Raw genomic sequence first — 22494 nt, forward strand, 5'->3', positions numbered from 1 at the left:
GCGTCAGGCCTCGACGACCACCGGGATGATCATCGGGCGTCGGCGCAGGCGCGAGGACGCCCAGCGTCCCACGACCCGCCGCATGACCTGCTGGAGCTGGTGGATGTCCGTGCTCCCACCCTGGGCGGCCGTGGTCAGCTCCTCCGCGACCTTCGGCAGGATCGCGTCGAAGACGGACTCGTCCTCGGCCATGCCGCGCGCCTGGATGTGCGGGCCGGCGACGACCGCACCGGTGGCGGAGTCGACGGCCGCGAAGATCGAGATGAAGCCCTCCTCGCCGAGGATCCGCCGGTCCTTGAGCTCGGCCTCGGTGATCTCGCCGACGCTCGAGCCGTCGACGTAGACGTACCGGCTCGGCACCGCCCCGACGATCCGTGCCCTGCCGTCGACGAGGTCGACGACGACGCCGTCCTCGGCCAGCACGACCCGCTCCGCCGGCACCCCGGTCTTGACCGCGAGCGCACCGTTGGCGACGAGGTGGCGCACCTCCCCGTGCACCGGCATGACGTTGCGCGGCTTGACGATGTTGTAGCAGTAGAGGAGCTCGCCGGCGCTGGCGTGACCCGAGACGTGGACCCGGGCGTTGCCCTGGTGCACGACCTTGGCGCCGAGGCGGGTGAGCCCGTTGATGACCCGGTAGACCGAGTTCTCGTTGCCGGGGATGAGCGAGGAGGCGAAGATCACCGTGTCCCCCGGCCCGACGGCGACCCGGTGGTCACGGTTGGCGATCCGGCTCAGGGCCGCCATCGGCTCGCCCTGCGAGCCGGTGGCCATGAGCACGAGACGGTCGTCGGGCAGGTCGTCGACGGCCTTGATGTCGATGACGGTGTCCTCGGGGACGTGGAGGTAGCCGAGCTCGGAGGCGATGCGCATGTTGCGCACCATCGAGCGTCCGACGAAGGCGACCTTGCGGTCGTGGGCGTACGCGGCGTCGAGCACCTGCTGGACCCGGTGGACGTGCGAGGCGAAGGAGGCGACGACGATCTTGTGGTCCGCCTCGGCGAAGACGGAGTCGAGGACGGGGCCGATCTCCGCCTCGGCGACCGTGAAGCCGGGGACCTCGGCGTTGGTCGAGTCGGTCATGAACAGGTCCACGCCCTCCTCCCCCATCCGGGCGAAGGCACGCAGGTCGGTGATCCGGCCGTCCAGCGGCAGCTGGTCCATCTTGAAGTCACCGGTGTGCAGGACGGTGCCCGCCCCGGTCCGCACCATGAGGGCCAACGCGTCGGGGATCGAGTGGTTCACGGCGATGAACTCGCTCTCGAACGGCCCGAAGCGCTCGACCTGCCCCTCCGTGACCGCGAGGGTGACGGGCTTGATGCGGTGCTCCTTGAGCTTGGCCTCGATGAAGGCCAGCGTGAGCTGGGAGCCCACCAGCGGGATGTCCTCACGCAGCCGCAGGAGGTAGGGCACGGCACCGATGTGGTCCTCGTGACCGTGCGTGAGCACGATCGCCTCGACGTCCCGGATCCGGTCGGCGATGTAGTCGAAGTCGGGAAGGATGAGGTCGACGCCCGGCTGGTCGTCCTCCGGGAAGAGCACACCGCAGTCGATGACGAGCAGCCGGCCCTCGCACTCCAGGACGGCCATGTTCCGGCCGACCTCGCCCAGCCCGCCGAGCGCGACGATGCGCAGCGCACCCGCCGGCAGCGGTCCTGGCGGTGTGAGGTCCGGGTGGGTGTGGCTCACAGATGTCCTTCCTGGCGCAGCACCGCTCCCAGTGCCGCGATCTCGTCCTCGGCGGCGCGCACCAACGGCAGCCGCACGGCAGGGCTCGGCAGGCGGCCCTGCAGGTGCAGTGCCTCCTTGACCATGACGGCGCCCTGCCCGCCTCCCATGATGGCATTGACCACGGCACGCGTCCGGTTGGCGACACCGCGGGCCGCCACGAGGTCGCCGTCGTCGACCTCCGCGACCATTTCGGCGTAGGCGCCGGCGAGCAGGTGGCCGACGACGCTGACGACGCCCGAGGCACCGTGCGCGAGCCAGGCGAAGTTGAGGTTGTCGTCACCGGAGTAGAACTCCAGACCCGTGCGGGCCATGCGCTCGAAGCCGTGGGGGACGTCGCCGGTGGCGTCCTTGACGGCGAGGATCAGGGGGTGCTCGGCGAGCTGGTCGAGTGCCTCGTCGCTGATCGCCACGCCGGTGCGGCCGGGGATGTCGTAGAGCATGACCGGCAGGTCGGTCGAGTCGGCGATCGTCCGGATGTGGGTGACGACACCGGCCTGGGAGGGCCGGTTGTAGTACGGGGTCACGACGAGCAGGCCGTGGGCGCCGGTGCGCTCGGCGCTCTTGGCGATCCGCACGGCGTGCGCGGTGTCGTTCGAGCCGGCACCGGCGACGACCATCGCACGGTCCCCGACCGCCTCGACGACGGCCCGCACCAGGGCGTCCTTCTCCGGCTGGTGCGTGGTCGAGGACTCCCCGGTCGTGCCGTTGACGACCAGGCCGTCGCAGCCGGCGTCGACGAGCTCGACCGCAAGGCGCTGGGCGGTGTCGACGTCGACGGAACCGTCCGCGTGGAACGGCGTCACCATGGCGACGGACACCGAGCCGAAGGTGCGTGAGGGCACGGCAGCGTTCATGGGGACGACCGTACCGCCAGCGCGCCGGCGCGCTCACCGGCGTCCGCACCCTGGCCCGCGGGATAGCCTGCCGAGGTGACGATGGACAGCGGACCACACGACCCCGACGACCTCCTCGGCGCCCTCGCAGCGGGGCAGGTGCCCGACGAGCACGCCGGGCACGACCACGGCCCGACGGCGGACGTGTCGGTCCGCCCGGCCACCCCGGAGGACGCCCCGCTCGTCACGGCGCTCCAGCTGCGCGCCTGGCGGGCCCGCGGGCTCGTCACCGACGAGCTGCTCGCCGCGATCGACACCTCCTCGGTCACCACGCAGTGGCACTCCGCGATCACCGACCCGCCCTCCTCGCGGCACCGGGTGCTCACGGCCGTCGCCGGCGCCGACGTCGTCGGCTTCCTCGCCTGCGCACCCGCCACCGACGTCCCGCTGCCGGACACCGCCGGGGACGAGCCGGTGGAGGTGCTGACCCTGGAGGTCGACACCTCCCGGACCCGCGAGGGCCACGGCTCCCGCCTGCTCGCCGCGTGCGCCGACCTCGCTCGCGAGGTCGGCGGGACGGCCCTGGTCACCTGGGCGGCCCAGGACGACGACGCCCGGACCCGCTTCCTCTCGACGGCGGGCTTCGCCCCCGCAGGCCCGCGGAGGGTCCTGGACGCGGCCGGTACCGAGGTCGTGGAGAGCTGCTGGTTCGCTCAGATCTGAGCGGCTGGGGGACCGGGAAGAACACGAAAGAAATCGTCGCCTCATCCCTTCGCGGAGTACGTCGTCCAGATTTCCTTCCTTCGTCCAGTGCCCGCTGCCGAGCGGGTGACCGGCGGGGTCGGACCGGTGGGCGTTCCGGCCCTCCGGACCGTCATGGCGCGGCTCGTCGCTGGTCCACGGGGGTCCCTCGGGGCCGGCGCCACCCGTCGGACCGGGGACCCGCGCCTCGGTCCCGTGGTCGACAACCCCACGCCGAGACGGCATAGTCGGCGCCAGCAGAGCCGCTGACAACGACCGGCCGGCTCGACGTACTCCATGGGGTGCCGTCCAGAAAGGTCTGGCGGTCACCTCCAAGGACCGGGGGGACCAGAGTGAGCATCAAGAGTCCGCAGGAATCCACATCGGAGATCGCGATCTCCAAGGGCTGGGTCCAGGGCGTCGCCCTCGTGCTGGTGTTCGGGTTCCTCGTCATGGGGATCCTGGCCTACCGCACGTACTCGGACTCCATGCCGCTCCCGCAGCAGGCGGTGAGCACCTCCGGAGAGGTCGTCTTCACCGAGGAGGAGGTCACCGAGGGGCAGCAGATCTTCCTGCGGCGCGGGCTGCAGCAGTACGGCTCGATCGTCGGCCACGGCGCCTACCTGGGACCCGACTACACCGCCGAGTACCTGCGGCTGAGCAGCGAGCACGTCCGTGAGTCCCTCGAGGCGCAGGGCGTGGCGGACCCTCAGACCGCGACGCGGGAGATGCTGCGGACCAACCGGTACGACCCCGGCTCCGGTGACGTGATGCTCACCGACGAGCAGATCGCCGCGTTCGAGGACATCCGCGGCCACTACGCCGACTTCTTCGGCGTCGACACCACCGAGCACGGGCTCCTGCCGAGCAAGATCACCGACCCGGAGGAGATCCACGCCCTCACGGCGTTCTTCGCCTGGACGGCGTGGGCGAGTGCTGCCGAGCGGCCGGGGCACGACTACTCCTACACCAACAACTGGCCGCCGGAGCCGCGCGTCGACAACAAGCCGACCGCGGACATCCTCGTGTGGTCCGGGATCTCACTGGTCGCGCTGCTCGCGGGCCTCGGCATCCTCTTCGCGATCTACGGCCGGTGGAGCAGGAACATCGGGTGGAAGGGCAGTGAGTCGCCCTCGCTCCGCTTCCTCCAGCCCGGGGCGGTCGGCATCACCAAGGCCCAGAAGGCGACGGCGTGGTTCTTCTTCGTGGTCTCGCTGCTCTTCCTCGTCCAGTCGACCCTCGGGGCCGCCGTCGAGCACTACCGCGTGGAGCTCAGCGGCTTCTTCGGTCTGGACCTCGCCCAGCTGCTGCCGTTCAACCTCTCGCGCACCTGGCACGTCCAGCTGTCCCTGCTCTGGACCGCCGCCGCGTTCCTGGCCGCGGCGATCTTCCTGGCGCCCATCATCTCGGGCCGGGAGCCCAAGCGGCAGCACTGGCTGGCCTACGGCCTCCTGGGCGCGCTGACCGTCGTCGTCGTGGGGATGCTCGGCGGCACCGCCGTGAGCATCTTCGGGCCCGAGTGGGCCAAGGGCTCGATCTTCTTCGACCAGCAGTGGGAGTACCTCGACCTGCCGCGGTTCTGGCAGATCCTGCTGGTGATCGGCCTGTTCCTGTGGATCATCATCATCTACCGGGCGATCCGGTCCCGGCTGCGGACCGAGTCCAAGTTCAACATGCCGTGGCTGTTCCTCTACGCGGGGCTGGCCATCCCCGCGTTCTACGCCGTCGGCCTCCTCGCCACCCCGGAGACCCACCTCACCGTGGCCGAGTTCTGGCGCTTCTGGGTGGTCCACCTGTGGGTGGAGGACTTCCTCGAGCTGTTCACCACGGTGATGGTGGCCTACGTCTTCGTCATGCTCGGCGTGGTGAGGCGCAAGATCGCCATCCAGGTCATCCTCCTCGACGTCATCCTCTACTCGATGGGTGGGGTCATCGGCACGATGCACCACCTGTACTTCTCCGGGACCCCCGTCGAGCACATGGCCCTGGGAGCCTTCTTCTCCGCCCTCGAGGTCATCCCGCTGACCTTCCTCACCATCGAGGCCTGGACGTTCCTGCAGCTGGGGGCCCGGCAGGAGTCACGCAACAGCGCCCCCTTCCCCCACCGCTGGGCGGTGATGTTCCTCGTCGCCGTCGGCTTCTGGAACTTCCTCGGCGCGGGTGTCTTCGGGTTCCTCATCAACCTGCCGATCGTGTCCTACTACCAGATCGGCACGGCCCTCACGGCCAACCATGCGCACGGCTCGATGATGGGCGTGTACGGGATGCTGGCGATCGGGCTGGCGCTGTTCGCGCTGCGCTACATCATCCCGCCCGACAGGTGGCCGGACAGGCTGGCCAAGCTCTCCTTCTGGTCGCTGAACATCGGGCTGGCGTGGATGGTGTTCGCCACCCTGCTGCCGCTGGGCGTCATGCAGCTGTGGAACTCGGTGAACCTCGGCTACTACGAGGCACGCACCCTGGGGTACATCACCCAGCCGGGGAACGTCGTCCTCGAGTGGCTGCGGATGCCCGGTGACGTCCTGTTCCTCCTCGGCGGCATCCTGCCGTTCGTGTGGATCTGCTGGCTGGGCGTCCGGCACGGCGTCAAGGCCACCGTCACCCGGATGGAGCCGGAGACCCTGTTCGTCGAGGAGCACGAGGAGGCGCGCGAGGACCGCACCGGGATCGTCGCCGGGACCGGTGGGGGCACGGGGAGCCGGTACGCCTCGGACCGGAGGGCCGACGGCGGAGGGGAGGCCGGGCCGTGACCGAGACGATGACCTGGGTCGCCGCCGGCTACGGGACGGTGCTGCTCCTCGTCGCCTACGGCATCGACCAGTTCGCGCGGCGCGCCCAGACCGCCCACGAGAAGCAGCAGACGCCGGGGTTCACCTACCACGAGGACCACGACGCGTGGCAGTGCCCCGAGGACCAGTGGCTGTGGCCGCAGTCCTTCGACCCCGACAACCGGGTGATGCGCTACCGGGGCAGTCCCACGGTCTGCAACTCCTGCCCCGTCAAGGACAGCTGCACCACGTCCGACGACGGGCGGGAGATGAAGCGGATGATCGACGTGTGGCCGGCGTCGGAGTCGGCGAAGTTCCACCGCGGCATCGCCTGCGCGGTGGCCGTGCTGGCGGCGGCGTGGCCGCTGGCCACGACGTTCACCCTCGACGACGCCGCCGGCCAGCTGCTCCTGCTGGCCGTGACGCTCGGGATCGTGCTGGCCTCGCTGCCGCTGTGGTCCCACCTGCGGCGCACCCAGGCGGTCCCGGAGGGCGTGCGGTTCAAGACGCTGGACGAGAACCTCGCCGACCGCACCGTCGTCGCCGAGGCGGTCGCGCGTCGGCGCACCAGCTACGCCTCCGACCGAAGGGAGCCCGAGGATGCCTAGTGGGCTGCTCCTCGCCATCGTCCTGGCCGTCGTCGCCGTCGTGCTCGTGGTGCTCTCGCTGCGGATGGTCCGCGAGTACGAACGCGTCGTCGCGTTCCGCCTCGGGCGGCTGCGTGGTGCGTTGGGCCCGGGGATCGTGGTCCGGCTGCCGTTCCTGGACACGCTCGTGCCCGTCGACCTCCGCGTGGTCACCCTGACCATCCCGCCGCAGGAGGTCATCACTCGCGACAACGTCACCGCCCGGGTCAACGCCGTCGTGATGTTCCGGGTCATCGACCCGGTGAAGTCGGTGATGGCGGTCGAGAACCACGCGGTGGCCACCTCCCAGTTCGCCCAGACCACCCTGCGCTCCGTCGTCGGGCGCGCCGACCTCGACACGCTCCTGGCGCACCGCGCCGACCTCAACGACGACCTCCAGCAGTCGATCGCCCGCCAGGCCGTGCCCTGGGGCGTGGAGGTCTCCGTCGTGGAGATCAAGGACGTGGAGATCCCCGAGATGATGCAGCGCGCCATGGCCCGGCAGGCCGAGGCGGAGCGGGAGCGCCGCGCGAAGGTGATCAGCGCTCACGGCGAGCTGGAGGCGTCACAGGAGCTGCGGGACGCCGCACTCACGCTCAGCGAGGCACCGGCCTCGTTGCAGCTGCGCTACCTGCAGACGCTGCTCGAGCTGGGTGCCGACCAGAACTCCACCGTCGTCTTCCCGTTGCCGATGGACATCGTCGGACCGCTGCTGAACGCGTTCGGGCAGGGCGCACCCGCCGCCCCCGACAAGCACGGCGCCGCTCGGCGCGACGGGTCAACGTCCGACACGCGCGGGCTGAGCGTCGTCGACGACCACGCAGAAGGGGAGTCCCGATGAGCGAGTCCGTTCACGACGCCGCACCGCCCGGCCGGCCGGTCCGTCTCGTGCCCACACCGCCCGGCTTCTGGCGACTCGTCCTGGGCGTCTGCACCGCGACGTTCGCCCCGCTGTTCGGTTTCCTGGTGGGATCCATCACCGGCTCGCCGGAGGCCGGGACGGAGATGAACGCCCAGTACTGGGGCCTGTTCGTGGGGTTCGTCCTCGGCGGCCTGGGGCTGGGGCTGGCGTTCTTCGGCGGGCGGCGGCTGTGGTTCCACTACCGCCCCCGCGACACGGAGGAGCGGGTGCCATGAGTACCTCCCCCGTGCAGGCACCCGCCCGGCCGGCACCCGCCTTCCGCTCCGAGCGCGCCGCCGACCGTCTCATGCGCCGCCTCCTCGGGGTCACCGGCATCAGCCGGACGTCCGGCACGGGGGCGCACCGGGCGTTCCGGATCTCGGTGGTGACCTCGGGCGTCCGCTGCCTCATCACCTACCTCGTGGTGCCCGTCCTGGTGCCGGTGCTCAGCCTGGCCGGCTGGGTGGCCGCCCCGATCGGCATCGCCCTGTGCGTGGTGGCCGTGGTCAACGGCGTCGTCGCCGTGCGCCGGTTCTGGATGTCCGACCACCGGAGCCGCTGGATGTACACGGCCTTCATGGGCGTCGTCTTCGCGATCCTGGCGGTCGCGATGTCCACCGAGATCCATCGATGGGTGGTGATGACATGAACACGGAACCCAGCCTCGAGCCCGCCGAGCCGCCCCCCGAGGAGGACCGGACTCCGAGCGAGCTGGAAAGCGCGCTGCTGACCATCGTCCTGTTCGGCGGCCTCGTCGTCTTCGCGGTCGGCTGCATGTTCTTCCTCTGGTGACCTCGTTACCGGGCGGCCACGGCGCGGGGGCGCCGCGAGGACGCCGACGGGACGGTCGCCGCAGTCCGGCCTGCCCCGGCGACGGAAGGCTCACGCCGCCCGGTGGCCCTCCTCGAGCATGACGAGCGCCGGCTGGGTCGCGTCGGGCTCGAGGGATCCCACCACCGCCGGGAGCGGCCGCGGCCGAAGCCGGTCGAGGGGCGCGTCCCGGCGCACCCTGGCGAGCACGTCGCCCACCTCGTCGAGGCCGCTCCGGCGGGCGGGGTCCTTCGCCAGCATCCGGGCGGTCAGCTCGTCGAGCTCGGCGGGGACGCCGGGGACGAGGTCGGCCAGGCGCGGCGGCGTGGCCCGCACGTGCCGGTGGAGGACGGCCGTCGGCAACTCGCCGACGAACGGGGGTCGGCCCGTCACCGCCGCGGTGAGCAGGCAGCCGAGGGCGTAGACGTCGGTCGCCGGGGTCAGCGGCCCGGACACCACCTGCTCGGGGGCCATGAAGGGCGCGGTCCCGAACGTCACCTGACCGTCGTCGTCGGCGGCGGTGGCCGCGACGCCGAAGTCGATGAGGACGACGTGGTCCCCGACGACGACGACGTTGGCCGGCTTGACGTCACCGTGGATGACGCCGGCCCGGTGCGTCGCGGCGAGTGCGTCGGCGACCGCCGCGGTGACGCGGACCGCCTCCCCCGCGGGGAGGGGCCCCCCGCCCAGGACCCGCCCGAGGTCCGGCCCCGGGAGCAGGTCCATGACGAGGTAGGAGGTCGCGCCGTCCCGGCCCGTCCCGTGCACGCCGACGACACCCGGGTGGTCGACGGAGGCGGCGACCGTGGCCTCACGCCGGAGGCGGTCCAGGGCGGCGCTCCCGGAGGCGGTCTTGACGGCGACGTCCCGGCCCTCGCGCACGTCCCGGGCGGCCCAGACCTCCCCCATGCCCCCGCGGCCCAGCACGCGGCGCAGCTCGTATCGGTCGGCGAGGCGAGTCACGCCCGCCATTGTGGTGCGCCGGTGCCCGGCTCGCCTCTCGGCCCGGCCTCCGCGGCTATGCTCGCCGCGTCGGAAGGAGGCCCCATGACCGGGCAGAAGCTCATCCTGGACTGCGACCCCGGCCACGACGACGCCCTCGCGATCCTGCTCGCCGCCGGTGACCCGCGCAGCGACCTGCTCGCGATCACGACGGTCGCGGGCAACCAGACGATCGAGAAGGTCACCCGCAACGCGCGCGCCGTGTGCACGATCGCCGGTGTCACCGTGCCGGTCGCGCGGGGAGCGGCCGGGCCGCTGGCACGCGAGGCGATCATCGCACCCGACTACCACGGGGACAGCGGCCTCGACGGTCCCGTGCTCCCCGCGCCGGAGGTCCCGCTCGACCCGCGACCCGCGGCCCAGCTCATCGTCGAGACCGTGATGGCCCACGACCCCGGGACCGTGACGCTCGTCCCGACCGGCCCGCTCACCAACATCGCGCTGGCGCTCGCGCTCGAGCCGCGGCTGGCCGAGCGGGTCCGGCGGGTCTCGCTCATGGGCGGCAGCTACACCCGGGGCAACCGCACCCCCGCCGCCGAGTTCAACATCATGGCCGACCCCGAGGCGGCGGCCGCCGTCTTCGCCGCGTCGTGGCCGGTGACCATGGTGGGGCTGGACCTCACCCACCAGGCCCTTGCGGACGACGCCTTCCGCTCCCGGGTCCGCACCCTCGGCACACCGCTGGCGACCTTCGTCGAGGACCTCCTCGGGTTCTTCTCCGCGGCCTACGCCCGCCGCGGGTTCGCGGCACCGGCCGTCCACGACCTGTGCGCCGTGGCGGCGGTCCTCGAGCCCGAGGTGATGACCTACCGGGACGCGTTCGTCGCGATCGAGCTCGCCGGCACCTGGACCACCGGGATGACGGTCACCGACTTCGACGGGCTCCTCGACCGGCCGGCGAACACGCGGGTCGCGGTCGCCCTCGACCGCGACCGCCTGTGGGACCTGACCGTCGCGGCCATCGCGCAGCTGGGCCGCTGACCCGCTCAGCCGAGGTCGAGCAGGTGCTCCAGGCCGACGGTGAGGCCCGGGCGCGTGGCGACCCGCCGGACGGCGAGCAGCACCCCGGGCATGAAGCTCACGCGGTCGAAGGAGTCGGTGCGGATCGTCAGCTGCTCCCCCGAGTTGCCCAGCACGATCTCCTCGTGCGCCACCAGGCCGCGCAGGCGCACCGCGTGGACGTGGACGCCGTCGACGACGGCGCCGCGTGCGCCGTCGAGCTGGGTCTCGGTGGCGTCGGGCATCGCGGCCAGACCGGCCTCCCGACGTGCCGCGGCGATGTGCCGGGCGGTCGCGAGCGCTGTCCCCGACGGCGCGTCGACCTTGCCGGGGTGGTGCAGCTCGATGACCTCGGCGGACTCGAAGTAGCGCGCCGCCCGGGCCGCGAACTGCATCGCCAGGACGGCGGAGAGGGCGAAGTTGGGGGCGACGAGGACGCCCAGCCCGTCGGTGCGCGCGAGGTGCTCCTCCACCCGGGCCAGGGCGGCGTCGTCCCAGCCGGTCGTGCCGACGACGGCGTGCACGCCCGCGTCCAGCAGCGCGTGGACGTTGGCCTCGGTGACGGAGGGGACGGTGAAGTCGACGGCCACGTCGACCTGCCCGGCCAGCGCGGCGACGTCGTCGTCCTTCTCCAGGCGCGCGACGAGCGCGAGGTCCGGCGCCTCCTCGACCGCCCGGCACACGGCGGTGCCCATGCGTCCGTCGGCTCCGAGCACCGCGATCCTCAGTTGTTCAGTCATGGGGCCGAGGGTACTGAAGTCCCGCCCTACGGCGCCGTGGTGACCGGCTCGGCGTCGGCGAGGACCTCACCCGCGAGGTCGTGCTCGAAGGGGCCGACGACGACGAGCGAGCGCGGCCGGGCCGCGAGCTCGCCCGCGAGCTCCTGGACCTCGGCGGCGGTCACCGCGCGGATGCGGTCGAGGGTCTCCTCGATCGTGGTGATCTCGCCGTGGACGATCTCGGCGCGGCCCAGGCGGGACATCCGTGAGCCGGTGTCCTCCAGGCCGAGCACGAGGTTGCCGCTCAGCTGCCCGATCGAGCGGTCGAGCTCGTCGGCCGGCATCGGCCGCTCGGCGATCCGGTCCAGCTCCTGCCCGAGCAGGGTGACGACCTGGGCTGCGTTCTCCGGCGCGCAGCCGGCGTACAGCCCGACGGTGCCCGCCTCGGCGTAGGAGGTGGCGAAGGCGTAGGTGGAGTAGGCCAGTCCGCGTCGTTCGCGGATCTCCTGGAACAGCCGCGAGCTCATGCCGCCGCCGAGGGCGGTCATGAGCACCGACAGGGCCCAGCGGCGGTCGTCGCCGGCCGGCAGCCCCTGACAGCCGAGGATGACGTTGGCCTGCTCGGTCGTGCGCCGCAGGGTCAGGGTGCGACCGGCGGACGGGAGGGCGTCGTCGCCGGCGGACCGGCGGGCGGCGGGCCGGCCCGCCGGGTCGAGCTCCCAGCCACCGGCCCGGACGGCGTCGAGCACCTGACGGCACAGGACGTCGTGGTCCACGGCGCCGGCCGCGGTGACGACGAGCTCGCCGGGCACGTACGTGCGGCGGTAGTGCTCGACGACCGCCTCACGCGGGACGCCGCGGATCGTCGCGGGGGTGCCGCCGATCGGGCGGCCCAGCGGGTGCGGGCCGAGCACGGCTGCGGCGAACTGCTCGTGGGCGACGTCGACGGGGTCGTCGCCCGCCATCGCCAGCTCCTCGAGGATGACGCCACGCTCGGTCTCGAACTCCTCGGCGTCGAGCAGCGCCGAGGTGACCATGTCGGTGATGACGTCCACGGCCATCGGCAGGTCGGCGTCGAGCACCCGCGCGTAGTAGCAGGTGTGCTCCTTGCCGGTGGCCGCGTTGGCCTCCCCGCCGACGGCGTCGAACGCCGTCGCGATGTCCATCGCGTCCCGGCGCGGCGTGCCCTTGAACAGCAGGTGCTCCAGGAAGTGGGTGGAGCCGTGGTGGCCGTCGGTCTCGTCACGCGAGCCGACGGCCACCCAGGCGCCCACCGTCGCCGAGTGCTGCGCGGGCATGGCCTCGCTGAGGACCCGGATCCCGCCGGGCAGGACGGAGCGTCGGATGACGCTGCCGTCCTGCTCGAGCCGGACCTCGGTGCCCGCCGCGCCGGCGGGGTCGAGCGGAAGTGCCTCAGGCACCGGCGGTGTCGCCGTCCTCCCGGGTGCGGGTGCGGCGCTCACGGCGCCGACCGCCCTCGCGGCGGGGACGCTCGCCGCCGTCGCCCTTCTCCTCGGTGCGCGTCTCGACGGCGTCGCCACCCTCTGCCTGCTCGTCCTCGCCCTCGTCGTCGACGACGGCGTGCAGCGAGAGCTTGCCGCGGGGGTCGATCTCGGCGAGCTCGACCTGGACCTGCTGGCCCACGGAGAGCACGTCCTCGACGTTCTCCACGCGCTTGCCACCGACGAGCCGGCGGATCTGGGAGATGTGGAGGAGGCCGTCCTTGCCCGGGGACAGGGAGACGAAGGCACCGAAGGTCGTCGTCTTGACGACGGTCCCCACGAAGCGCTCGCCCACCTCGGGCATCTGCGGGTTGGCGATGGCGTTGACGGCCTGGCGGGCGGCCTCGGCCGAGGGCCCGTCGGTGGCGCCGATGTAGACGGTGCCGTCGTCCTCGATGGAGATGTCGGCGCCCGTGTCCTCCTGGATCTGGTTGATCATCTTGCCCTTGGGGCCGATGACCTCGCCGATCTTGTCGACCGGGACCTTGACCGTGATGACGCGCGGCGCGGTCGGGGCCATCTCGTCCGGGGTGTCGATGACCTCGGTCATGACGTCCAGGATGTGCAGGCGGGCGTCGCGGGCCTGGGTCAGCGCACCGGTGAGCACCGAGGCGGGCAGGCCGTCGAGCTTGGTGTCGAGCTGGATCGCGGTGATGAACTCCCGCGTCCCGGCGACCTTGAAGTCCATGTCACCGAAGGCGTCCTCGGCACCGAGGATGTCGGTGAGGGCCGCGTAGCGGGTCTCACCGTCGACCTCGTCGGACATGAGGCCCATCGCGATGCCGGCGACCGGCGCGCGCAGCGGCACACCGGCGTTGAGCAGCGAGAGCGTGGACGCGCAGACCGAGCCCATCGACGTCGAGCCGTTGGACCCGAGCGCCTCGGAGACCTGCCGGATCGCGTAGGGGAACTCCTCGCGGCTGGGCAGCACCGGCTGCACGGCGCGCTCGGCGAGGGCGCCGTGCCCGATCTCACGGCGCTTGGGCGAGCCGACCCGGCCCGTCTCACCGGTCGAGTACGGCGGGAAGTTGTAGTTGTGCATGTAGCGCTTGCGCGTCACCGGGGAGAGGGTGTCGAGCTGCTGCTCCATGCGCAGCATGTTCAGCGTGGTGACGCCCATGATCTGGGTCTCGCCGCGCTCGAAGATCGCCGAGCCGTGCACCCGCGGGAGGACGTCGACCTCGGCGGACAGGGTGCGGATGTCGCGCAGCCCGCGGCCGTCGATGCGCACGCCGTCCTTGAGCACCCGCTGGCGCACGAAGTGCTTGGTCGCGGCGCGGAAGGCGGCGGACAGGTTCTTCGCCGAGTCCGGGAACTGGCCCTCGAGGGCCTCGAGGGTCGCGGCGCGCACCTCGTCCAGGCGCGTCTCGCGCTCCTGCTTGCCGGCGATCGCGATGGCCGCGCTGAGGTCCGTGGCGGCGTGCGTGACGACCGCCTCGTACTCCTCGGTGGTGTAGTCGAGGTAGCGCGGCAGCTCGGTGGTCGGCTTGGCGACCTTCGAGGCGACCTCCTGCTGGGCACGGCACAGCTCGAGCAGGAAGGGCTTGACGGCCTCCAGGCCCTGGGCGACGACGTCCTCGGTGGGTGCCGTGGCGCCCTGCTCCTTGATGAGCGACCAGGAGTTGTCGGTGGCCTCGGCCTCGACCATCATCACCGCGACGTCCTCGGTGCCGTCGGCACCGGTGACGACACGGCCGGCGACGACCATGGCGAACACGGCGCGCTCGAGCTCGGAGTAGCGCGGGAAGGCGACCCACTGGCCGTCGATGAGCGCGATGCGGGTGGCGCCGATGGGGCCGGAGAACGGCAGCCCGGAGATCTGGGTCGACAGCGACGCGGCGTTGATGGCCAGGACGTCGTAGGTGTCGTCCGGGTGCAGGGCGAGGACGGTCTCGACGACCTGGACCTCGTTGCGCAGGCCCTTGGCGAAGGACGGGCGCAGCGGGCGGTCGATGAGCCGGCAGGCGAGGATCGCGTCGGTCGAGGGGCGGCCCTCGCGGCGGAAGAACGAGCCGGGGATCTTGCCGGCGGCGTAGGAGCGCTCCTCGACGTCGACGGTGAGCGGGAAGAAGTCGAAGTGCTCCTTCGGGTGCTTGCCGTACGTCGTCGCCGACAGGAGCATCGTGTCCTCGTCGAGGTAGGCGACGGCGGAGCCGGCGGCCTGGCGGGCCAGGCGGCCCGTCTCGAAACGGATGGTGCGGGTGCCGAACGTGCCGTTGTCGATGACGGCTTCGGCGGATGTGATCTCGGGTCCCTCCATGGGGCGCCCTCCTTCTGGTCGTCCGCGCTCGGTGCTCGGCGGCCTTCGATCGAGGCCCACGGACCGCCGGTGGGAACCGGTCTTCCGGGGGCCACTACCGAGGACCGGCACGATGCGGCCGGCGCGGTGTGGTGATGTTCAGTTGGTGCCCGCCGTGTCCGGCGGACATGCAAGGCCGGCCCGGACCCTCGTGGGTCCGAGCCGGCGCGAGTGTCAGCGACGCAGTCCGAGGCGCCCGATCAGGCTCCGGTACCGGTCGACGTCGACCTTCTGCAGGTAACCGAGAAGGTTCCTGCGCTGGCCGACCAGCAGCAGCAGGCCGCGGCGGCTGTGGTGGTCGTGCTTGTGGTCCTTGAGGTGCTCGTTGAGGTCGTTGATACGCCGGGTGAGCAGCGCGACCTGGACCTCCGGCGAACCGGTGTCACCCTCACGGGTGGCGTACTCGGCGATGATGGACTGCTTGACGTCTGCAGCGAGGGGCACGGGTTCTCCTTGGGGGTTCTCGTTGCGCGGAGCACCGGGGCATGTCCACCCGGGCATGACGCATCCGCGGCCGATCTGACGGCAGGGACGAGCGTATCAGACCGGGGACGTCCCCAGGGCGCCGAGGGCGTCGGTGACGTCCTCACGCATCTGCGCGACGAGCGGCTCGATGCCGGCGTACCGCAGGGTCGGCCGCAGCCGCGTGACGAACTCGACGAGGACCTCCTCGCCGTAGAGGTCGAGGTCGTCCCGCCCGATGACGTGCGCCTCGACGCGCCGCACGGTGCCGTCGAACGTCGGGTTGGTGCCGATGGAGATCGCGGCGGGCAACCGGTCCCCCGTGCCGTCGTGGCGGCGCAGCCACCCGGCGTACACGCCGTCGGCGGGGATGGTGCCGGTCGCGCTCTCGGCGAGGTTCGCCGTCGGGAACCCGAGCTCACGGCCTCGGGCGTTGCCGTGCACGACCACGCCACGCACCCGGTGGTGGCGCCCGAGGACGGTCGCGGCGGCGGCCACGTCACCGGCCTCGATGAGCTCGCGGGCCCAGCTCGAGGACCACCTCCTGTCCTCGCCGACGTCGCGGACGATCTCGACGTCGAACCCGTGCTCCTGGCCCAGGGTCACCATGGTGTGCTGGTCGCCGGAGTTGTCCCGGCCGAAGCGGGTGTCGTGCCCGACGACGACGGCCCGCGCACGCAGCGCACCGAGCAGGTACGTCACGACGAACTCCTCCGGCGTCGCCCGGGCGAACTCCAGCGTGTACGGGACCACGAGCGCCGCGTCGACCCCGGCGTCGGCGAGCAGGGCGAGCCTGTCGGTGAGGCCGGTGATCAGCTGGGGCGCGGTGTCCGGCCGGTGCACCTGGGCCGGGTGAGGGTCGAAGGTGAGGGCCACGGCGGGAACCCCCAGGGCACGCGCCTGGGCGATCGTGGCGTCCAGCACGGCCCGGTGGCCGCGGTGCACGCCGTCGAAGTTGCCGATGGTCACGACACTGCCGGTCAGATCGTCGGGGATCTGCTCGCTGCCGTGCCACACGTGCACCTGGGTCCTCCTTCGTCGTCGCCTGCCGCCGCTGCGGCCGGAGCCGACACTACCCCGGCTCAGCCGATGAGAATGCCCGCGATCGCGGCGGACATGAGGTTGCCCAGGGTGCCGGCGAGCACGGCACGCAGCCCGAGCTTGGCGATGACGCTGCGCTGGGTGGGGGCGATGCCGCCGAGCCCGCCGAGGAGGATGGCCAGCGAGCCGAGGTTCGCGAAACCGGTGAGCGCGAAGGTGATGATGGCCTGGGCCTTGTCGCTGAACTCCGCGGCCTCGGGACCGAAGCTGGAGAAGGCGACGAACTCGTTGAGGATGACCTTCTGCCCGAGGTAGCTGCCGGCGTCGACGGCCTCGGGCAGCGGGACGCCGACCGCGGCCATGACCGGCGCGAAGACGTAGCCGAGGATCTCCTCGACGGTGAGGTCCGCGTTGCCGAAGAGTCCCCCGACGGCCCCGAGGATGATGTTCGCCAGTGCGATGAGCGAGATGAAGGCCAGCAGCATCGCACCGACGTTGAGCGCGAGCTGCAGACCGTCGGAGGCCCCGCGCGAGGCGGCGTCGATGACGTTGGCCGGGGGTTCCTCGTCCGGGTCCTGGGTGTCGCCCGGGTCGTCCTGCCCCTTGGCGTCGATGCCCCGTTCCCCGCCGACGGGCACGTCGCGGCTCCGGGCCCGGCGGACCAGCTCGTCCTTGCCCTCGTGCGTCGCCCCGCGGCGCGAGCCTCGACGGAAGGCGCCGGCCAGCCGGGCGCCCACCCCCCGGCGGTCCTCACCGCCGCCGGACGGTCGGTCCACCGTGCCCGCGGTGGCCTCGTCCTCACGCGCTGCCGGGGCCTCGCGCGGGGCCCGCTGCTCGGCGTTGGGCCCGATGTCGGCGAGTGCCCCGGCCGGGACGAGGATCTTGGCCATGAGCAGCCCGGCGGGCGCCGCCATGAAGCTCGCGGCGATGAGGTACTCGAGGTTGGCGCCGAGCAGCGAGTAGCCCACGAGGACCGAGCCGGCCACGGTGGTCAGCCCGCCCGCCATGACGGCGAAGATCTCCGACGGGCTCATCGCCTTGATGTAGGGACGGATGACCAGGGGCGCCTCGGTCTGGCCGACGAAGATGTTCGCCGCCGCGTTCATCGACTCCGCCCGCTCCGTCCCCAGCACCGCGGCGAGCGCCCCACCGATCCAGCGCGTGACGAGCTGGAGGAGACCCACGTAGTAGAGCACCGCGGTGAGCGAGGCGAAGAAGACGATGACGGGCAGGACCTGGAAGGCGAACACGGTCCCCTCGTCGGGGAGGATCGCGCCGAACAGGAAGTCGATGCCGGCGGCCGAGGAGTCGATGACGGCCTGGACGCCCCTGGTCAGCGTCGTCAGCGCCTGCTGCCCCGCCGGGACGTAGAGGACGACGATGCCGAAGGCCACCTGGAGGAGGAGGGCGAGGGAGACCGTGCGCAGCCTGATCCGTCTGCGGTCGACGGACAGCAGCCATGCGATCCCCAGGAGCAGGACCATCCCGCCGACTCCCCACAGCACCTGGAGCACGGTGTCTCCCTCCGTCGCGTGACCGTGCCGTCATGGCAGGTTCGCACACCGCCGGTCGTTGTGCGCGTGGAGCCCGCCGGTCCGGGCCGTCAGGCGGGGTCGAGCACGAGCACCGGCCGCGCGTGGTCGCCGCGGTCCTCGACGAGGGCGACGACGTGGCCGTCGGGTGCCGTGACCGCGACCGGGCCCTCCCGCCCGCCGGCGGGCAGCCGCCGGCCGAAGCGCACCGCCGTCGTCTCGTGCTCGGTCAGCTCACGGACGGGGAAGGCGGCCCGGGAGGCGTCGGTGAGCGAGAGCAGCGGCACGGGCCGGCCCGCCTCGTGGGCGGCACCGAGCACGGTGAGGTCGGCGGCGCCGGTGAGGTCGAAGGGGCCGACACGGGTGCGCCGCAGCGCGGTGAGGTGGCCGGCGGTGCCCAGCGCGCCGCCCAGGTCGCGGGCCAGCGCCCGGACGTAGGTGCCCGAGGAGCAGCCGACGACGACGTCGAGGTCGGTGACGGCGGTGCCGTCGTCCGCCGTCGTGGTGCGGCGGGCGAGGACGTCGAAGCGGTGGATGGTCACGGGCCGCGCCGCGAGCTCGACCTGCTCACCGCCGCGCACACGGGCGTAGGAACGCCGTCCGTCGACCTTGATGGCACTCACCGAGCAGGGCACCTGATCGATGGGCCCGCGCAGCCGCTCGAGGGCGGTCTCGAGCGCAGCCGCGTCGATCGAGGCGGCGCCGGGCGCGTCGGTGACGTCGCCCTCGGCGTCGTCGGTGACGGTCCCCTGCCCGAGCCGGACGGTGGCGGTGTACTCCTTGTCGGCGCCCACGAGGTAGGTGAGCAGCCGCGTCGCACGGTTGAGGCCGAGGACGAGCACCCCGGTGGCCATCGGGTCCAGCGTTCCCGCGTGCCCGACCTTGCGCGTGCCGGCCAGCCGGCGGACCCTCCCGACGACGTCGTGGCTCGTCCACCCGGCGGGCTTGTCGACGACGAGGAGCCCGTCGACGGGGTCGGTCGATCCGGAGGGCGCACGGCGTTCGGTCACGCAGCGACGCTAGCAGCGTGCCGCCGGGCGGCGGTGTGCGCCCCGTGCAGACGATCCGGCTGTCGGCGCCTCAGCGGGTGGGCCGGCGCCGGGCGCGGAGGACGAGCTGGACCGCCGAGACGACGAGCATGACGGCGAAGAGCCGCTGCAGCCAGACCTCGGAGATCACCTGGGCGGCCGCGGCGCCCAGCGGCGCTCCCACGACACCGCCGACACCCAGCACGAGCCCGGCACGCCAGTCGGTGTAGCCGCGGCGGGCGTGGCGCCAGGCGCCCATGAGGGAGATGGGCACCATCGCGGCGAGCGAGGTGCCCTGCGCCTCGTGCGGGGTGAAGCCGAAGCCGATGACGAGGAGCGGGACCATGACGATCCCGCCGCCGATGCCGATGAGTGCCGACAGCAGCCCCATGAGGAGGCCGGAGCCGACGTAGCCGAGCAGGACGAGCGGGTCGAGGTGGGCGAGCTCCCCGGCGCCGCTGCCCACCTCGGGCGCCAGGGCCATGCGGAGGGCGACGGCGACCATGACCACCGCGAACAGCGCGCGTAGCGCACGCTCGGACATCCGGTGGACGAGCTCGGCGCCCAGCACCGTCCCGACCATGCCGGCTCCCGCGACGACGGCCGCCGGGACGAGCACGACGTCCCCGGCGATCCCGTAGGTGATGGCACCGGCCAGCGCCGTCAGCGTGATGGCTGCCAGCGAGGTCGCCTGGGCGTTCTTCTGCGCCATCGCCATGAGCAGCACGAGGATCGGGACGAGCACCACGCCCCCGCCGATCCCGAGGAGGCCGGACAGCAGGCCGACGGCGACGCCGGCGGCAGCCAGACGCGGGATGCTCACGCCTCAGCTGCCCGGGGCGTCGTCGGCGTCCTGGTCCGCGTCCTGGTCCGCGCCGCGCGCCGGACGGTAGGGGTCGGGGTCACCCGCGGGCGTGGCACCGGCCGCGAGGCGGGCGAGCTCGGCGTCCCGCTCGGCGGCCTCACGCAGTGCGCGCTCGAGGTCCGCGGCGGTCTCCGGCACGACGTCGGCGGTGAACTCCAGGGTGGGGGTGAGCCGCAGCCCGAGCTGCTTGCCGACCTCGGAGCGGATGTGCCCACGCGCCGAGGCGAGGGCGGCGGCGCTGTCACGCTGCTCCTGCTCGTCACCCAGCACCGTGTAGTAGACGGTGGCGTGCTGCAGGTCGCCGGTGACGCGGACCTCGGTCACGGTGACGAAGCCGAGGCGCGGGTCCTTGATCCGGGACTCGAGCATCGCGGCCACGATCTGCTTGATGCGGTCACTCACGCGACGCATCCGCGGGGTGTCGGCCATGGTTCTCTCCTGTCGTGGGACGCGACGTGGCGCGCACCGGTCGGTGCGCGCCACGTCGCTGGGCTGCAGCCCTCTACTTACGCGGCTTCTCGCGCATCTCGAACGTCTCGATGACGTCGCCCTCGGTGATGTCGTTGAACGACCCGAGGCTGACACCGCACTCGAAGCCCTCGCGGACCTCGGTGACGTCGTCCTTCTCGCGCCGCAGCGACTCGACCGTGAGGTTGTCGCCGACGACCACGCCGTCCCGCAGCACGCGGGCCTTGGCGTTGCGCCGCATGATGCCCGACCGCACGATCGAACCCGCGATGTTGCCGACCTTGGAGGAGCGGAAGACCTGGCGGACCTCCGCGGTGCCCAGCTGGGCCTCCTCGTACTCCGGCTTGAGCATGCCCTTGAGGGCCTGCTCGACGTCGTCGATCGCCTGGTAGATGACCGAGTAGTAGCGGATGTCGACGCCCTCACGGTCGGCCAGCTCGTTGACCCGCTCGGCGGGCCGCACGTTGAAGCCGATGATGATGGCGTTGTCGACCGTGGCGAGGTTGACGTCGTTCTGGGTGATCGCACCCACGCCGCGGTGGATGATCCGCAGCGCGACCTCGTCGCCGACCTCGATCTTGAGGAGCGAGTCCTCCAGCGCCTCGACGGCACCGGAGACGTCGCCCTTGAGGACCAGGTTGAGCGTCTCGACGCGACCCTGCTGCAGCGCCTCGGTGAAGTCCTCCAGCGAGACCCGCTTGCGGCGCTTGGCCAGCGTCGCGGCGCGCTCGGCGGCGGCCCGCTTGTCGGCGATCTGCCGTGCGGTCCGGTCGTCGCCGGCCACGAGGAAGGTGTCACCTGCTCGCGGCACGGAGGTCAGCCCGAGCACCTGCACAGGCCTGGCGGGGCCGGCCTCCTGGACCGGCTCGCCGTGCTCGTCGAACATCGCCCGGACCCGCCCGTGGGCGGTGCCGGCGACGATGGCGTCCCCCACGTGCAGCGTTCCGGACTGCACGAGGACGGTCGCGACGGTGCCGCGGCCCTTGTCGAGGTTCGCCTCGATGGCGACACCGCGCGCGTCCTTGTCCGGGTTGGCGCGCAGGTCGAGCGCGGCGTCCGCGGTGAGGAGGACGGCCTCGAGAAGCTCGTCGATGCCCATCCGCTGGAGCGCGGAGACGTCGACGAACATGGTGTCGCCCCCATACTCCTCGGCCACGAGGTTGTACTCGGTCAGCTGCTGGCGGATCTTGGCGGGGTTGGCCCCCTCCTTGTCCACCTTGTTGACCGCCACGACGATCGGCACGCCGGCCGACTGGGCGTGGTTGAGCGCCTCGACCGTCTGCGGCATGACGCCGTCATCGGCGGCGACCACGAGGATCGCGATGTCCGTGACGTCGGCACCACGGGCACGCATGGCGGTGAACGCCTCGTGACCGGGGGTGTCGATGAAGGTGAGCGCGCGGTCCTGCTCCTCGTGCTCGGTGCGGACCTGGTAGGCACCGATGTGCTGGGTGATGCCACCGGCCTCCCCCGCGACGACGTCCGTCCGGCGGATCGCGTCCAGGAGCTTGGTCTTTCCGTGGTCGACGTGCCCCATGACGGTGACGACCGGCGGGCGCGGCATGAGGTCCTCGTCGGACTCACCGGCCAGCTCGGCGTCGAGGTCGATGTCGAAGCCCTCGAGGAGCTCACGGTCCTCGTCCTCGGGCGAGACGATCTTGATGAGGTAGCCGAGCTCAGCACCCAGCGCCTGGAAGGTGTCCTCGTCCAGCGACTGGGTGGCCGTGGCCATCTCGCCGAGGTGGAAGAGCACCGTCACCAGCGCTGCGGGGTTGGCGTCGATCTTGTCCGCGAAGTCGGCGAGGCTCGCCCCGGCGCGGATCTGCACCTCGGTGGTGCCGTCGCCGCGAGGGACCTGGACGCCGCCGAGGCTCGGGGCGCCCTGCTGCTCGAACTCCTGACGCTTCGCGCGCTTGGACTTCCGTCCGCGGACCGGTCGGCCGCCGGGACGACCGAAGGCGCCCTGCGTGCCGCCGCGACCGCCGCGGCCACCGCGTCCGGCGAAGCCGCCGGGACGACCGCCGGGGCCGCCACCGGGACCGCCGCCGGGACCACCGCTGCCGCCACCGGGGCGGCCGCGGCCACCGCCGCCACCACCACGTGCGGGTGCGCCGGGCACGCCGACCGAGCTGCGGCCGGGCATGTTGCCCGGGGTCGGACGCGGGCC

The 22494-nt window shown here is 72.3% G+C and carries 21 protein-coding genes; 8 read left to right on the forward strand and 13 right to left on the reverse strand.

The window, feature by feature from the left end; all coding sequences use genetic code 11:
• Positions 1-3 precede the first annotated feature (3 nt).
• Both VR894_RS16340 and dapA read right to left on the reverse strand, forming a co-directional pair.
• On the reverse strand, positions 4-1689 hold the full coding sequence (locus VR894_RS16340; RefSeq protein WP_324653232.1) for a ribonuclease J: 1686 nt from the start codon (positions 1687-1689) through the stop codon (positions 4-6).
• Positions 1686-2585 carry a 4-hydroxy-tetrahydrodipicolinate synthase gene (gene dapA, locus VR894_RS16345; protein ID WP_324653233.1) on the reverse strand — a complete coding sequence of 300 codons (900 nt, stop codon included), beginning with the start codon at positions 2583-2585 and terminating at the stop codon, positions 1686-1688. The genes VR894_RS16340 and dapA overlap by 4 nt, the downstream gene beginning before the upstream one ends.
• Before the next feature lie 81 nt (positions 2586-2666).
• Between dapA and VR894_RS16350 the strand changes: the two genes are divergently transcribed.
• The 7 genes from VR894_RS16350 (at position 2667) to VR894_RS16380 (ending at position 8392) form a co-directional block, all read left to right on the forward strand.
• On the forward strand, positions 2667-3287 hold the full coding sequence (locus VR894_RS16350; RefSeq protein ID WP_324653278.1) for a GNAT family N-acetyltransferase: 621 nt from the start codon (positions 2667-2669) through the stop codon (positions 3285-3287).
• Positions 3288-3658: 371 nt separating this feature from the next.
• Positions 3659-6055 (forward strand): nitric-oxide reductase large subunit, encoded by a 2397-nt coding sequence (locus VR894_RS16355; RefSeq protein ID WP_324653234.1) that lies wholly within the window; start codon positions 3659-3661, stop codon positions 6053-6055.
• On the forward strand, positions 6052-6681 hold the full coding sequence (locus VR894_RS16360) for a hypothetical protein (RefSeq protein ID WP_324653235.1): 630 nt from the start codon (positions 6052-6054) through the stop codon (positions 6679-6681). The genes VR894_RS16355 and VR894_RS16360 overlap by 4 nt, the downstream gene beginning before the upstream one ends.
• Positions 6674-7540 carry a slipin family protein gene (locus VR894_RS16365; RefSeq protein ID WP_324653237.1) on the forward strand — a complete coding sequence of 289 codons (867 nt, stop codon included), beginning with the start codon at positions 6674-6676 and terminating at the stop codon, positions 7538-7540. The genes VR894_RS16360 and VR894_RS16365 overlap by 8 nt, the downstream gene beginning before the upstream one ends.
• Positions 7537-7836, forward strand: a complete 300-nt coding sequence (locus VR894_RS16370) for a hypothetical protein (RefSeq protein ID WP_324653239.1) — start codon at positions 7537-7539, stop codon at positions 7834-7836. The genes VR894_RS16365 and VR894_RS16370 overlap by 4 nt, the downstream gene beginning before the upstream one ends.
• Positions 7833-8249, forward strand: a complete 417-nt coding sequence (locus VR894_RS16375) for a hypothetical protein (protein ID WP_324653241.1) — start codon at positions 7833-7835, stop codon at positions 8247-8249. The genes VR894_RS16370 and VR894_RS16375 overlap by 4 nt, the downstream gene beginning before the upstream one ends.
• Positions 8246-8392, forward strand: coding sequence for a hypothetical protein (locus tag VR894_RS16380; protein ID WP_324653243.1), 147 nt, complete (start codon positions 8246-8248; stop codon positions 8390-8392). The genes VR894_RS16375 and VR894_RS16380 overlap by 4 nt, the downstream gene beginning before the upstream one ends.
• Before the next feature lie 90 nt (positions 8393-8482).
• Here VR894_RS16380 and VR894_RS16385 read toward each other — a convergent pair whose 3' ends face one another.
• Positions 8483-9373 carry a serine/threonine-protein kinase gene (locus VR894_RS16385; RefSeq protein ID WP_324653244.1) on the reverse strand — a complete coding sequence of 297 codons (891 nt, stop codon included), beginning with the start codon at positions 9371-9373 and terminating at the stop codon, positions 8483-8485.
• Between the two features lie 84 nt (positions 9374-9457).
• Between VR894_RS16385 and VR894_RS16390 the strand changes: the two genes are divergently transcribed.
• Positions 9458-10393 (forward strand): nucleoside hydrolase, encoded by a 936-nt coding sequence (locus VR894_RS16390; RefSeq protein ID WP_324653246.1) that lies wholly within the window; start codon positions 9458-9460, stop codon positions 10391-10393.
• A gap of 5 nt (positions 10394-10398) precedes the next feature.
• Here VR894_RS16390 and dapB read toward each other — a convergent pair whose 3' ends face one another.
• The 10 genes from dapB to infB all read right to left on the reverse strand — a co-directional run.
• The gene (gene dapB, locus VR894_RS16395) at positions 10399-11151 is read right to left on the reverse strand and encodes a 4-hydroxy-tetrahydrodipicolinate reductase (protein ID WP_324653248.1); all 753 of its coding nucleotides are present in this window, start codon (positions 11149-11151) and stop codon (positions 10399-10401) included.
• A gap of 26 nt (positions 11152-11177) precedes the next feature.
• Positions 11178-12551: a pitrilysin family protein gene (locus tag VR894_RS16400; protein ID WP_324653249.1), complete on the reverse strand. Its 1374-nt coding sequence runs from the start codon at positions 12549-12551 to the stop codon at positions 11178-11180.
• A complete protein-coding gene (locus VR894_RS16405) occupies positions 12544-14892 on the reverse strand; it encodes a polyribonucleotide nucleotidyltransferase (RefSeq protein WP_324653250.1) in 2349 nt (782 codons plus the stop codon). The genes VR894_RS16400 and VR894_RS16405 overlap by 8 nt, the downstream gene beginning before the upstream one ends.
• Positions 14893-15105: 213 nt before the next feature.
• Positions 15106-15375, reverse strand: coding sequence for a 30S ribosomal protein S15 (rpsO, locus tag VR894_RS16410; protein WP_324653251.1), 270 nt, complete (start codon positions 15373-15375; stop codon positions 15106-15108).
• Positions 15376-15471: 96 nt separating this feature from the next.
• Complete coding sequence (locus VR894_RS16415) at positions 15472-16416, reverse strand: bifunctional riboflavin kinase/FAD synthetase (protein WP_324653252.1); 945 nt, start codon at positions 16414-16416, stop codon at positions 15472-15474.
• A 59-nt stretch (positions 16417-16475) separates the two neighbouring features.
• Positions 16476-17948: a NupC/NupG family nucleoside CNT transporter gene (locus tag VR894_RS16420; RefSeq protein WP_324653254.1), complete on the reverse strand. Its 1473-nt coding sequence runs from the start codon at positions 17946-17948 to the stop codon at positions 16476-16478.
• A gap of 89 nt (positions 17949-18037) precedes the next feature.
• Positions 18038-18976, reverse strand: coding sequence for a tRNA pseudouridine(55) synthase TruB (gene truB, locus VR894_RS16425; protein ID WP_324653255.1), 939 nt, complete (start codon positions 18974-18976; stop codon positions 18038-18040).
• 70 nt (positions 18977-19046) lie between these two features.
• Positions 19047-19817, reverse strand: coding sequence for a sulfite exporter TauE/SafE family protein (locus VR894_RS16430; RefSeq protein ID WP_324653256.1), 771 nt, complete (start codon positions 19815-19817; stop codon positions 19047-19049).
• Positions 19818-19820: 3 nt separating this feature from the next.
• Positions 19821-20288, reverse strand: coding sequence for a 30S ribosome-binding factor RbfA (gene rbfA / locus VR894_RS16435; protein WP_324653258.1), 468 nt, complete (start codon positions 20286-20288; stop codon positions 19821-19823).
• Between the two features lie 73 nt (positions 20289-20361).
• Positions 20362-22494: translation initiation factor IF-2 (gene infB / locus VR894_RS16440; RefSeq protein ID WP_324653260.1), on the reverse strand; the 2133-nt coding region annotated here is incomplete at its 5' end.

The sequence above is a fragment of the Georgenia sp. H159 genome (assembly GCF_035607575.1).
Classification (GTDB): Bacteria; Actinomycetota; Actinomycetes; order Actinomycetales; family Actinomycetaceae; genus Oceanitalea.